Below are 12,414 nucleotides of genomic sequence, written 5' to 3' on the forward strand. Positions count from 1 at the left end.
GTCAGGCCAGGTCGTTGTTCCACATCGACAGTGCGGAGCCGATGGCCATGTGCATGTCGAGGTACTGGTAGGTGCCGAGGCGGCCGCCGAAGTGCACGTCCTGCTCGCCCTTGGTCAGCTCGCGGTACGCGAGCAGCCCGGAGCGGTCGGTCGGGGTGTTGACGGGATAGTACGGCTCGTCTTCACGCGTCGCGAAGCGCGAGAACTCGCGCATGATGACCGTCTTGTCCTTCGGATAGCGGTCCTCGCGCTCCGGGTGGAAATGACGGAACTCGTGGATGCGCGTGTACGGCACGTCGGCATCCGCGTAGTTCATGACGGGCGTGCCCTGAAAGTCGCCCGTATGCAGGACCTCTTCTTCGAAATCGAGCGTGCGCCACGACAGCTCGCCCTCGGCGTAGTCGAAGTAGCGGTCGACCGGACCGGTGTAGATCACGGGCACCTGGCCGACCGTGGCCTTCTTGTTCAGCGGCTGCGACTCGTCGAAGTAGTCGACGTCGAGCTTGACCTCGATGTTCTCGTGGTCGGCCATGCGCTCGATCCACGCGGTGTAGCCGTCGGTCGGGAGGCCCTCCCACCGGTCGTTGAAGTACCGGTTGTCGTAGGTGTAGCGCACGGGGAGCCGGCTGATGATCTCCGCAGGCAGGTCCTTGGGATCGGTCTGCCACTGCTTCGCGGTGTAATCGCGGATGAACGCCTCGTACAGCGGGCGGCCGATGAGTCCGATGCCGCGCTCCTCGAGGTTCTGCGCGTCCTTCGGGTCGAACTCACCCGCCAGCTCCGTGATCAGCGCGCGCGCCTCGTCGGGCGAGTGCGCCGCGTTGAAGAACTGGTTGATCGTGCCGAGGTTGATCGGCAGCGGGAACACGACGCCGTTGTGATTCGTGTAGACCCGGTGCACGTAGTTCGTGAACGTCGTGAAGCGGTTGACGTACTCCCAGACGGTGGGGTTCGACGTGTGGAAGAGGTGCGCCCCGTAGCGGTGCACCTCGATCCCGGTCTCCGGCTCGTTCTCGCTGTAGGCGTTGCCTCCGATGTGGTGACGACGATCGATGACCGTCACCTTCCGTCCGGCGGCAGCTGCGCGTTCAGCGATGGTGAGGCCGAAGAAGCCCGACCCGACGACGAGGAGATCCATTGATGCAACTTTCCTGAGGCTGACCGACAAGACGTTCGGCGCACCCTGCAGAGGCACGCGCCTCCACATTTTAGCTGGCGCGAGTTGCGATCACGCTGAGGGCAGGGCCACCTGCGTGGATTCGGCCAGAATTCTGTCGAGGAAAGGAGCGAGCGTGCGGGCGTAGGTGCGCGAGAGATGGTTGTCGTCGATGTACACCGCGATGTTGCCGATCGTCGCCTGGCACATGTCCCAGGGGCAGAGCCACGGTGTGAAGTCGACCATGGTGATGACGTCGGAGAACGCGGACGCGGGGTTCTCCTCTGCCAGCACCTCCTCCCTCGGAACAGCGCACGTCTGCGAGTCATCGACGGCGCACTCGTACATGTCGAACGAGAACCTCGGGTTGTCGCGCACGCCGATCACCGGGATGTCAGCCGCCCGCAGGGACTCGACGGCCTCCTCGATCCCGTCGAGCAGGCGCTCCGGCTCGTCGGCGTCTGCGCGGGTCACCACGATGTAGACCGCGTCGGGCCGGACCTCGGCGGCGTAGTCGAGTGATGCACGCACCCACGGCTCGCACGACTCCTGCGAAGCGTTGCGAGATTCCTCGAGCAGGCCGACCGTGCATCCGCCACGCAGAAGCGTCAGGACCGCGAGGTCGCGGTCTTCGGAGAGCGCGATCAGCGGAGCCGAGAGCTGCTGGGCGTGGGAGTCGCCGATCACGAGGATCCTGGTGCCCGCCTCCTCGACGTCAGGGCTCTGGTTGCACGAGCCTTCGAGGACGGCAGCCGACGGGGCGAATCGCCCCGCGCACTCGGGACCGACAGCACTCCACTCGAACGCGAGTTCGGTCGGCCCCGGGATCATGGGAGCGTCGCTGCTCGCGATGTCGAGCGACACCTCGACCTGCGTTGCGCCGGGATAGTCGGAGTCGGCGGCCGACGCGGCGAACTCGGCCGCGCGGTTCTGCTCGCTCCAGCGCCAGCCGCCCGTGGCGCCCGCGACGAGGACGACGGACGCGGCGACGACCGCGATGCCTCGGAGCGCTGTGGCACGGTCGGTCCGTGACGGGCCGCGCAGCGGCCGCTCCACGCACCGCGACAGCAGCCTGGCGGCGATCAGCGACAGAGCGATGATCGCGAGACCCTCGACCGCCCCGACGCGATCGGTCTCCGTTATCACCATCCACATCACGAGGATCGGCCAGTGCACCAAGTACAGAGCATAGGCATCGCTCGACAGCGAGGACAGCGGCTTCGAGGCGAGCAACCCGGCGGGGCCGGCGCGCGTCGGCTCAGCGCCCGAGATGATGACGGCCGCCGTGCAGAGCACCGGCCAGAGCGCCAGGTACCCGGGGAACCCTCCGCGGACGTCGAGCACGATGCCGCACAGGACGATGCCCGCGAGGCCCGCCCAGCCGATCACCACGCGCGCGAGGGTGTGCAGACGGATGAACGGGAGCAGGAGCGCGAGGAGGGAGCCGGCCGCGAACTCCCACAGACGCGTACGGGTGTCGAAGTAGGCGAACGCCTGCGCGTCTCGTGTCTCGACGATCGAGAACCACAGAGACCAGGCGAAGACCGCGACGAAGACGACGATGAGCGCCGGCCGGATGAGGTGTCGCCGGCGGTGGAACAGGAGCGCGACGAGCCCGATCAGGACGGGCCAGAGGAGGAACACCTGTCCCTGGATGGAGAGCGACCAGAAGTGCTGGAGCGGACTCGTCTCCGCGCTGTCCCTGGCGTAGTAGTCGACTTCGGAGAACGCGAGCTGCCAGTTCTCGACGTAGAAGAGGCTCGCGAGGGTCTCGGTCCAGATCCGTGGCCACTGCGTCGGCGGCATGAACGCGTAGGCCGCGCCGAGCACTCCGAGCAGCGTGACGGCGGCCGCCGGGACGAGGCGTCGGAACCGGCGGCTCCAGAAGGATCCCAGTGCCAGAGGTGTGCCGTCGACCGCGCGCCGGGCGAGCGATCCGGTCAGCAGGAACGCCGAGACCATCAGGAAGACATCGACACCGCCGGATACTCGGCCGAGCCACACGTGATAGACGACGACGAGCACGATCGCGAGCGTCCGCAGGCCGTCGATGTCCGCGCGATACTGTGCGGACATCGACGCAGATCGTGCGGCGATCCCTGTCGTGGGCACTCCGAGCACCTCGTTCGGACGTCGTCGGGGGTGAGGCCTCCACCGATTCGGGTCAGCGGAGACGCTTCCTCGACAATATCCCAGAATTTCGATGATCTGCCGGATCGCGGCGTCTAGCCGAGGACTCCGCTCAACGCCGCACCCACGACCTCGCGCAATCTCCCGCTGATGGTCGCGGCGTAGGCACTGCTCAGATGATCGGCGTCGTAGTAGACCGGGACGCCTCCGATCGCGGCGAAGCAGTCGTCTTCATCGCACAGGGATGAGGTCAGATCAGCCGGCCACACGCCTGGGATCGGGGCCCGTCCCGCGAGCGCCACAGGATCCGGAGGAAGAGCGGTCTCTCGGGGCACCGCGCATTCCGCGGGCTCCGCCGGATTCAGCACCAGGCAGTCCAGATCACGGACGTCCCCGTTCAGCGGGGTATCGGCGATGGCGACCACCGAGCTGCCCGCGTCGGCCCAGCGGCTCCAGGTGCTCCGCAGACCATCGACGAATTGCTCGTCGTGCGTGCGACCGCTGCCGTCATCGACCAGTTGCTGCCGAGCAGCCATCGAGGTCACGATGAGGTCGGGCCGCTCTGCGATCAACCGGTCGGAGAGCGCCGAGGACCAGTCTCTGCAGCGCTGGTAGTCGACGGGACCCCACGCGGCGTCGAAGCCGATGAACGCGACATCCGCAGGTGGGCAGCCGGGAAAAGAACTGATGGTGAGGTGCCAGCCCTCTTCTCTCGCGATCGGGAACAGCGCCGCCTGCCACTGCTCGGCGTGCGAGTCGCCCACCAGCCAGACACGCGGGCCCGGAGCGCCCTGAGAGAAGTCGCACTCCCGTGTCGTCTGGCGCCCGTCCATCGCGAGGACGGTGGTGAGGTCGCCGCACTCGGCCGCCAGACCGAAGTACGCGTCACGATCAGTCACGACGGGATCAGCCACCTCGACGGACGGGTCGCAGTCCGCAGCATCCGCGAGCGCAGCGGCTCCATGGCAGGCCCCACCGCCGGGAGCCGCGCCCTCGGGTGCTGCGCCGCGAGCAGCAGCGGCGCCGAGCAGCAGCACCGCTGTCAGGGCGACGACCGCCATCATCGCGCCCGCACCGATGTACGCCCGGCGAAGCGGCCGCCACCACGTCGCCCGCTGTGCAGGGACTTCCACCCACCGGCGACTCCCCCACGCGAGCACGAGCGCAAGCGCGAGCACGCCGACGCTCGACCACCACGACAGCGGAGCGCCGATCGCGAACGGAGTGAGCACGATGAGCGGCCAGTGCCAGAGATACAGCGAGTAGGACACGTCACCGAGCCACTGCACCGGTCGCGCGTCCGTGACCGCCGACACCGCCCAGAGCGGCGCTCGTCGTCCCGTGCCCGCGACGATGACAGCGGCGGTCGCGAGCACCGGCAGCAGCGCAGCGACGCCCGGGTAGGGCGTCTGCGAGCCGAAGAGGAAGGCGGTCAGGGCGATACCTGCGAAACCCGCGACGGCGAGAATCGACGCGGCGAGCGCATTCAGGCGTCCGAAGAGCGCGACCGGCACCAACGCGATCACCGCACCGACCGCGAACTGCCAGGCGCGGGTGAACGTCACGAAGTACGCCTGAGCGGGCGAATCCGCGGTGTAGACCACGGCAGCGACGAAGGAGGCCACCGCGACCGCCGAGACGACGATGAGCACGATGCGCCGCCTGTCGTCGTCCTTCCCCCACCGAGCGGCACCGGCCGCGGCCGCGAGCACGAGCAACGGCCAGACCAGATAGAACTGCTCCTCGACGGACAGCGACCAGTAGTGCTGCACCGCGCTGGCCGCCGCGTTGTGAGCGGAGTAGTTCACCGAGAGAGAGGCGAGAAACCAGTTCTCCACATAGAACACACTCGCCAGGGCCTGGAGCGCGTTATCGGTCCACCGCGTGAACGGAAGGAGCGCCCACACCCCGATCATCGTCGCGAAGATCACGAGGAGCGCGGCAGGCAGCAGACGCCGGATCCGCCTGGCGTAGAAGGCCGACAGGCGGACGCGGCCGGTGCGGTCCAACTCCGACAGGAGATGCCCGGTGATCAGGAACCCTGAGATGACGAAGAAGACGTCGACTCCCACGTAGCCACCGGTGATCTGCTCCGGCCACAGGTGGTTGAGTACGACGAGAGCTATCGCAACCGCCCTCAGCGCTTGGATGTCGGTGCGGAACCTGCCGGTACGCGCCGACGCGCGGGTGACCGCGGCCGCCGGAGCGGGCGCGGTCACGGCGTCAGATACTCCTCGAGCTGCTCACCCGCGTCGCGAGGCACGAAGCCGGTGGCCTCGAGCTTCGACAGGTCGAGCACGCTGTTGAGCGGGCGCGGCGCGACGGGGCCGGTCGCGTTCGCGAAATACTCTGCGGTGCTCACACCCGACACGCGGGATCGATCCGCGCCCGTGATCGCGAAGATGTCGCTCGCGATGTCCTTCCACGTCCGTACGTCGCCGGATCCGCTCACGTTGTATGTCCCGTACGGAGCGTTCGTGTCGAGAAGGTGCACGACGGCCCGCGCGATCTCGGAGGCGAACGTGAGCCGGCCGCGCTGGTCGTCGACCACCTTGGGGTCGATTCCCCGCTCGGCGAGCGATGCCATGGTTCGAACGAAGTTCTTGCCGTCTCCAATCACCCAGGAAGTACGCAGGATGTAATGACGCGGCGCCGTGCTCACAGCGAGGTCGCCGGCTGCTTTCGACTGCCCGTAGACGCCGAGAGGGCAGAGGGCGTCGCCCTCGAGATACGGTCGATCGGCGTTTCCGTCGAAGACATAGTCGCTCGACACGTGCACGAGGGTCACGCCGAACTCCGCGGCGATCGCCGCCAGCCGGGCGGGACCGGAGGCGTTGGCCGCCCAGGCATCGCGACGTCCCTCGTCGGTCTCCGCGAGGTCGACGGACGTATACGCCCCTGCGTTGACGATCGCCTCGTAGTCACGCCAACGTCGGGCGGAACGGATCTCGGCGTCGCCGAGGTCGAACTCCGCGCGGGTCGTCCACTCGACGTGCGCTGCATCGCCGAGTTCGGCGCGCAGCGCCCGGCCGAGTTGACCGCCGGCGCCGACGACGAGGACCTTCTTCGCCGCGATCGGGGTCACATCCGCCAGACGGGGGTGAGCGAGGTCCTTCGCCGAGATCTCGACGTCGGACAGCGGGATCGGCCAGGCGATCCCGCTGGTCTCGTCAGCGAGGTTGAGGAACGAATACGATGCATCCGCCGACCAGTGGTCGTTCACGAGATACGTGTACGCGGTGTCGGCTTCGAGGGTCTGGTACGAGTTCCCCACACCCCGAGGGACGAAGATCGCCTTCGAGGCGTCGAGCTCGGTTGTGAAGACCGCACCGAACGAAGGCCCCTCCCGCAGGTCGACCCACGCGCCGAAGATGCGCCCCGTCGCGACCGAGACCCACTTGTCCCACGGCTCTGCGTGGATTCCCCGGGTCGTACCGACGGCGTCGTTGAACGAGATGTTGTTCTGCACCGGACCGAAGTCGGGCAGACCCAACGCGGTCATCTTCTCGCGCTGCCAGTTCTCCTTGAACCAGCCGCGGGAGTCTCCGTGGACCGGGAGATCGAACACCACGAGGCCGGGGATGCCGGTCTCGGTCACTCCGAGCTGCTTGCCGAAATCGATATCGCCCACGGTCGCTTACTGGCCCTTCGACGCGTAGAAGGCCTCAGTCGAGTCCTTCGACGGCGCCCACCACGACTCGTTGTCCCTGTACCACTGGATCGTGGCGGCGAGACCCGACTCGAAGTCCTCGAACTGCGGCGTCCAGCCGAGCTCCGTGCGCAGCTTCGTCGAGTCGATCGCATAGCGGAGGTCGTGACCGGCGCGATCCGTCACGTGATCGTACGCATCGCGCGGCTGCCCCATGCCCTCGAGGATGAGCTCCACGACGTCCTTGTTGTTGCGCTCGCCATCAGCGCCGATGAGGTACGTCTCTCCGATGCGGCCCTTCTCGAGGATCGTGAGGACGGCCGAGGAATGGTCGTTGGCGTGGATCCAGTCGCGCACGTTCTCGCCCGCACCGTACAGCTTCGGGCGGATGCCGCGGATGACGTTCGTGATCTGACGCGGGATGAACTTCTCGACGTGCTGGTACGGACCGTAGTTGTTCGAGCAGTTCGAGATCGTCGCTTTCACCCCGAACGACCGCACCCAGGCGCGAACGAGAAGATCGCTTCCCGCCTTGGTCGACGAGTAGGGCGAGGACGGGTTGTAGGGCGTCTGCTCGGTGAACCGCTCGGGGTCGTCGAGCTCGAGGTCGCCGTACACCTCGTCCGTCGAGATGTGGTGGAAGCGACGATCGTGGCGTCGTGCGGCCTCGAGCAGCGTGTACGTGCCGATGATGTTCGTGTCGAGGAACGGCCGCGGGCTGTGCAGCGAGTTGTCGTTGTGCGATTCCGCGGCGTAATGCACGACGGCATCCGCCTCAGCGGTCAGACGATCGACGAGCTCGGCATCGGTGATGTCGCCGTGCACGAACTGCACGCGGTCCTCGGGCAGACCTGCGAGCGAGTCGCGGTTGCCGGCGTAGGTGAGCGCGTCGAGCACGGTCACGTCGTAGTCGGTGTTCTCGACGACATAGTGCACGAAGTTGGATCCGATGAATCCGGCACCTCCCGTCACGAGCAGGCGGGTCATGCGTTTCCTCTCTTGAGCAGATCGAGCAGGTACGCGCCGTAGCCGCTCTTCACGAGCTTCTCGGCGCGCTCGCGCAGTTCGTCGTCGGACAGGAAGCCCTGACGCCACGCGACCTCTTCGGGCACGCCGATCTTGAGCGAGGTGCGACGCTCCATCGTGCGGACGTACTCCGCAGCATCCGTCATCTGGTCGAACGTCCCGGTGTCGAGCCAGGCTGTGCCGCGAGGCAGCACCTCGACCTGCAGCTTTCCGCGCTCGAGGTATGCGCGGTTGATATCAGTGATCTCGTACTCGCCGCGGGCCGACGGCTCCAGATTGCGCGCGATCTCGACGACGTCGTTGTCGTAGAAGTAGAGGCCGGGGACCGCGTAGTTGCTCTTCGGCTGGGCCGGCTTCTCTTCCAGCGATACCGCGGTGCCGTCGGCATCGAACTCGACGACGCCGTAGGCCTCGGGCTCAGCGACCCAGTAGGCGAAGATGGCTCCACCGTCGATGTCTCCGAAGCGCTGCAGCTTGTTGCCGAGGCCGGGGCCGTAGAGCAGGTTGTCTCCGAGAACGAGCGCGACGCTGTCGTCACCGATGAAGTCCGCGCCGATCGTGAAGGCCTGGGCGAGCCCGTCGGGGGACGGCTGCTGAGCGAAGGTGAGGTTGATGCCGAACTGCGCGCCGTCGCCGAGGAGTCGCTCGAAGTGCGCCGCGTCGTGCGGCGTGGTGATCACCAGGATGTCCCGGATACCCGCCAGCATGAGCGTCGACAGCGGGTAGTAGACCATGGGCTTGTCGTAGACGGGGATCAGCTGCTTCGACACGCCCAGGGTGATGGGGTGAAGTCGAGTTCCGGAGCCGCCCGCAAGAATGATGCCTTTCACCCCAACATCGTGCCACATCCCCCCTGCGAGAACCGCCCGCAACGCTTCTTGACTTGCTTCACACGCTTCACAGTGGCATCATCTGTTGCTTTCCGTCACAATGGCAGAGTGACCCGCCCCACGTCCTCACGCTCACGCCTGCGCGCGCTCATCGCGAGCTCCGCCGCCGTCACCTTCGCCGTCTCGCTCCTCATCGCGAGCCCAGCGAGCGCCTCGGCTCCTGCAGCCGACGCGTCCGTGACGACGGGAGTCTCGACGGCCGCCCCCGCCACCCGTGCCGCGTCTCCTGTCAAGACACTCATCACCGACGGCTTCCGAGCCGGCAAGATCATCTCCGACGAGGTGTTCTTCGACAGTTCGACCATGACGGCCGCGAGCATCGATTCGTTCTTCCGCTCGAAGGTGTCCTCGTGCCGCACGGGATACGTCTGCCTCAAGGACTATCGCCAGGACACTCCGAACCGCACCGCGGACCAGTACTGCAACGGTTACCGGGGGGCCGGAAACGAATCCGCGGCCACGATCATCTACAAGGTCGCCCAGTCATGCGGCATCAACCCGCAGGTGTTCATCGTGATGCTGCAGAAGGAGCAGAGCCTCGTCACCCACACCTGGCCCAGCGACTGGCGTTTCAGCATGGCTCTCGGCCAGGGATGCCCCGACACCGCACCGTGTGACCCCGCATTCTCGGGCTTCTTCTACCAGATCTACGGCGCCGGACGGCAGATGAAGATCTACACCGAGGGGCGCTATTTCACGTACTACGCGCCGGGCAAGACCTGGAACATCATGTACAACCCGAACAGCGCGTGCGGGCGTGGCCCGGTTCGTGTCGAGAACGCTGCCACCTCCGCGCTCTACTACTACACGCCTTATCAGCCCAACGCCGCAGCGCTCCGCGCCGGCTACGGTTCGGGCGACAGCTGCTCGGCGTACGGAAATCGCAACTTCCACAACTACTTCACCGACTGGTTCGGCAGCACGCAGAACCCCTCGTCCAATCTCATCCGAACCTCCGACACCGGCCAGGTGTTCCTCCTGTCCGGTGGAACCAAGCACTACGTGACCAACCCTGCGGATCTCGCGGTCCTGACGAAGCGGGTCGGGTCGGTGCGCACGGTCTCGCCGTCCTATGCCGCGTCATTGCCGACCGGAAACCGATTCATCCGGCTGGTGCGCGATGCGCGTGACGGAGCGATATATCTGCTCCAGCCAGACGGGACGAAACACCACTTCGCCACCGCCGAGCTCATCAACCGCTATGGGATGCGTGTCGACGACTACACCCCCTTCACTCCCGCCCTTCTCGCCGGGTACCCCACGGGTCAGCCGGTCGGGAACTACTTCCGCTCCGAGGATTCCCCCGATTACTACAAGTGGGAGAACGGCCAGCGGCGCCACATCGCCAACGGACTCGCCTGGCAGATGGAGCAGGGCAAGGCCAAGGACTACGTGGCAGTCTTTCCCGCGGGAAATGCCGCTTTCCCGGCGCTCGGCCGCGCGCTCCTCGCCCCCGGCACGCTGGTGAAGGAGACATCACGCGATGAGGTGTACATCGTGGGAAACGCCACATCCCTCACCCATATCCCCAGCTGGGAGATGAGCGCCGACGCAGGCATCACTTCCTATCAGCCCGTGGCGAATGGAACGTTCGCGGGTTACGACACGTCGACGACCCTCGCTCCGCTCTTCTCATGCGGTTCGCAGACATTCGTCGTGGACGGCGGGAAGCTGACAGGGGTGACCGACACCGGCCGTGCGGGCAAGGGTCCGACTCTCCCGGGGTCCGTCTGCGCCGTCCTGCCGCGCACGGGTAAGACCTTCTCCGGCCCCGCGTTCATCAAGTCCAGGACGGCGGATCCGATCTACTCACTCGAGAAGGGCACGATCCGTCACGTGCAGTCGGGACAGCGGCTGCTCGAGCTCAACGGCGGCAGGTCTCCGTATACGGCGACGTGGTCGAATGCCACGATCGCAGCCTTCAAGAAGGGCGCACCGTATCTGGCGGAGGGGGCGTTCGTCAGCTTCTCAGGACGGGGAGAGATCTATCGCATGACAGGGAAAACGCTGAAGCACGTTCAGGACTACACGACCTTGGTGCGCCTCGGCGGCGGCGTCGTGCCGCCGATTCAGAACTTGGCATCGCAGTTCCGTGGTTCGTACACGTTCAGCACCCCGATCCTGCGTGACGGGGATATGGTGCGCTTCGCCGATCGCCCCGAGGTCTACGTCTTCTCCTCGAACTCGCTGCACCACATCGTGTCCGAGGACGACCTTCGCCTCCTCGGCGGCGACGAACCGGAGATCGTGGAGATCGCCTCGGACGAGGCATCCGACTATCCGATCGGCGACCCTGCTGACCCCGTCGCTCCCTGAACCGCGGTCGACTTCCGAGGTGATCCGGGCCGCGTGACATCGTGCGCGGCAGGGCCCCCTCCCCACGGGGCTGACTGCCATCCCGACTAGACTGAACTGATTATGACGACACTGGCTGATCGAGTGCTGGTCATCGTGCCCGCGTGGAACGAGGCCCGAAACGTCGGGCACACCGTGACGGAGATCCGGCAGGCGAGTCCCACTTACGACGTCGTGGTCGTGGATGACGGCTCTGGGGACGACACTCCCGACGTGGCGCGCGAAGCCGGGGCGACCGTGATCTCTCTCCCCTTCAACCTGGGCGTAGGGGGCGCCATGCGCACCGGATTCACTTACGCGCACCGACACGGCTACCGACGAGTGATTCAGGTGGATGCCGACGGTCAGCACAACCCTTCGGACATCGCCCGGGTCCTCGAGGGCCTCGATCATGCCGACATCTCCATCGGGGCCAGGTTCGCCGAAGTCGGCGACTACTCGGTTCGCGGCCCGCGGAAGTGGGCGATGCTGTTCCTCGCCCGAACGGTGTCGCGCGTCGCGAAAGCGCGCCTGACGGACGTGACAAGCGGTTTCCGAGCCGCCAACGAGCGCGCACTCGCGCAATATATCGCCTACTACCCCGCGGAATACCTCGGAGACACGATCGATTCGCTCGTGGCCGCGTGCCACGCGGGTCTCGTCGTCACTCAGGTCCCCGTGGCGATGCGCCCGCGCGTCCACGGGAATCCGAGCCAAGGCCCGGTCGGAGCCTCCGTCTATCTGCTGCGCTCGGTGTTCGCCCTCGCCCTGGCTCTGTTGCGCGGCCCTCGACGCGCGCAGGCCGTTGCCCGATCGGAGCAGTCATGATCGTTGCTGCAGGGATCGCGATGGCGGTCATCATCCTCGTCGTCGTCTTCTGGATGCTGCTGGCTCGACGACTTCGCGAGAAGTACGCGGTGATGTGGATCATCATCGCGGTCTGCGTCCTGATCCTCGGCATCCTTCCCGATCTCCTCATCTGGGCGACCGGCCTCCTGGGCGTTCAAGTCCCGGCGAACCTGCTGTTCTCGCTGGCGATCGTGCTACTGCTCGGTGTCTCACTGCATCTGTCCTGGGAGCTGTCCCACACGGAGGATGAGATGCGGCGTGTGGCAGAGGAGGCCGCACTGGCGCGCACGGAACTGGAGAACCTTCATCTGCGCGTGCAACAGCTTGAGAACTCGCACCGCCGTGGAGATGCGCGCGAGACCGAGCCCTCCTGACGCCGA

At 66.4% G+C, this 12,414-nt stretch carries 9 protein-coding genes; 3 read left to right on the forward strand and 6 right to left on the reverse strand.

Annotated elements, in window-relative coordinates:
- Position 1: 1 nt before the first annotated feature.
- The 6 genes from glf to rfbA form a co-directional block, all read right to left on the reverse strand.
- Positions 2 to 1,138 carry a UDP-galactopyranose mutase gene (gene glf, locus IXW21_RS12975; protein ID WP_194764676.1) on the reverse strand — a complete coding sequence of 379 codons (1,137 nt, stop codon included), beginning with the start codon at positions 1,136 to 1,138 and terminating at the stop codon, positions 2 to 4.
- A 90-nt stretch (positions 1,139 to 1,228) separates the two neighbouring features.
- On the reverse strand, positions 1,229 to 3,232 hold the full coding sequence (locus tag IXW21_RS12980; protein ID WP_194764677.1) for an acyltransferase family protein: 2,004 nt from the start codon (positions 3,230 to 3,232) through the stop codon (positions 1,229 to 1,231).
- Between the two features lie 149 nt (positions 3,233 to 3,381).
- Entirely contained in the window at positions 3,382 to 5,505 is a 2,124-nt protein-coding gene (locus tag IXW21_RS18580) for an acyltransferase family protein (protein WP_194764678.1), read from the reverse strand.
- Positions 5,502 to 6,917 carry a bifunctional dTDP-4-dehydrorhamnose 3,5-epimerase family protein/NAD(P)-dependent oxidoreductase gene (locus tag IXW21_RS12990; RefSeq protein ID WP_323742249.1) on the reverse strand — a complete coding sequence of 472 codons (1,416 nt, stop codon included), beginning with the start codon at positions 6,915 to 6,917 and terminating at the stop codon, positions 5,502 to 5,504. The genes IXW21_RS18580 and IXW21_RS12990 overlap by 4 nt, the downstream gene beginning before the upstream one ends.
- Before the next feature lie 6 nt (positions 6,918 to 6,923).
- A complete protein-coding gene (rfbB, locus tag IXW21_RS12995; RefSeq protein ID WP_194764679.1) occupies positions 6,924 to 7,922 on the reverse strand; it encodes a dTDP-glucose 4,6-dehydratase in 999 nt (332 codons plus the stop codon).
- Positions 7,919 to 8,791: a glucose-1-phosphate thymidylyltransferase RfbA gene (gene rfbA, locus IXW21_RS13000; RefSeq protein ID WP_194764680.1), complete on the reverse strand. Its 873-nt coding sequence runs from the start codon at positions 8,789 to 8,791 to the stop codon at positions 7,919 to 7,921. Before rfbA ends, rfbB begins: the two co-directional genes overlap by 4 nt.
- Positions 8,792 to 8,899: 108 nt before the next feature.
- Here rfbA and IXW21_RS13005 point away from each other — a divergent pair, with 108 nt between their 5' ends.
- The 3 genes from IXW21_RS13005 (at position 8,900) to IXW21_RS13015 (ending at position 12,408) form a co-directional block, all read left to right on the forward strand.
- Positions 8,900 to 11,167, forward strand: coding sequence for a hypothetical protein (locus tag IXW21_RS13005; RefSeq protein ID WP_194764681.1), 2,268 nt, complete (start codon positions 8,900 to 8,902; stop codon positions 11,165 to 11,167).
- A gap of 102 nt (positions 11,168 to 11,269) precedes the next feature.
- Positions 11,270 to 12,013, forward strand: a complete 744-nt coding sequence (locus tag IXW21_RS13010; RefSeq protein WP_194764682.1) for a glycosyltransferase family 2 protein — start codon at positions 11,270 to 11,272, stop codon at positions 12,011 to 12,013.
- Positions 12,010 to 12,408 (forward strand): DUF2304 domain-containing protein, encoded by a 399-nt coding sequence (locus tag IXW21_RS13015; protein ID WP_194764683.1) that lies wholly within the window; start codon positions 12,010 to 12,012, stop codon positions 12,406 to 12,408. Before IXW21_RS13010 ends, IXW21_RS13015 begins: the two co-directional genes overlap by 4 nt.
- Positions 12,409 to 12,414 lie beyond the last annotated feature (6 nt).

Origin of the sequence: Microbacterium sp. UFMG61, from assembly GCF_015354505.1 — a bacterium.
GTDB lineage: Bacteria > Actinomycetota > Actinomycetes > Actinomycetales > Microbacteriaceae > Microbacterium.

Bases quoted from the DNA above. Each gene is read 5' to 3' on its own strand.
- IXW21_RS13015 (WP_194764683.1), top strand. From the start codon at position 12,010: ATGATCGTTGCTGCAGGGATCGCGATGGCGGTCATCATCCTCGTCGTC.
- rfbB (WP_194764679.1), bottom strand. From the start codon at position 7,922: ATGACCCGCCTGCTCGTGACGGGAGGTGCCGGATTCATCGGATCCAAC.
- IXW21_RS12980 (WP_194764677.1), bottom strand. From the start codon at position 3,232: ATGTCCGCACAGTATCGCGCGGACATCGACGGCCTGCGGACGCTCGCG.
- IXW21_RS13010 (WP_194764682.1), top strand. From the start codon at position 11,270: ATGACGACACTGGCTGATCGAGTGCTGGTCATCGTGCCCGCGTGGAAC.
- glf (WP_194764676.1), bottom strand. From the start codon at position 1,138: ATGGATCTCCTCGTCGTCGGGTCGGGCTTCTTCGGCCTCACCATCGCT.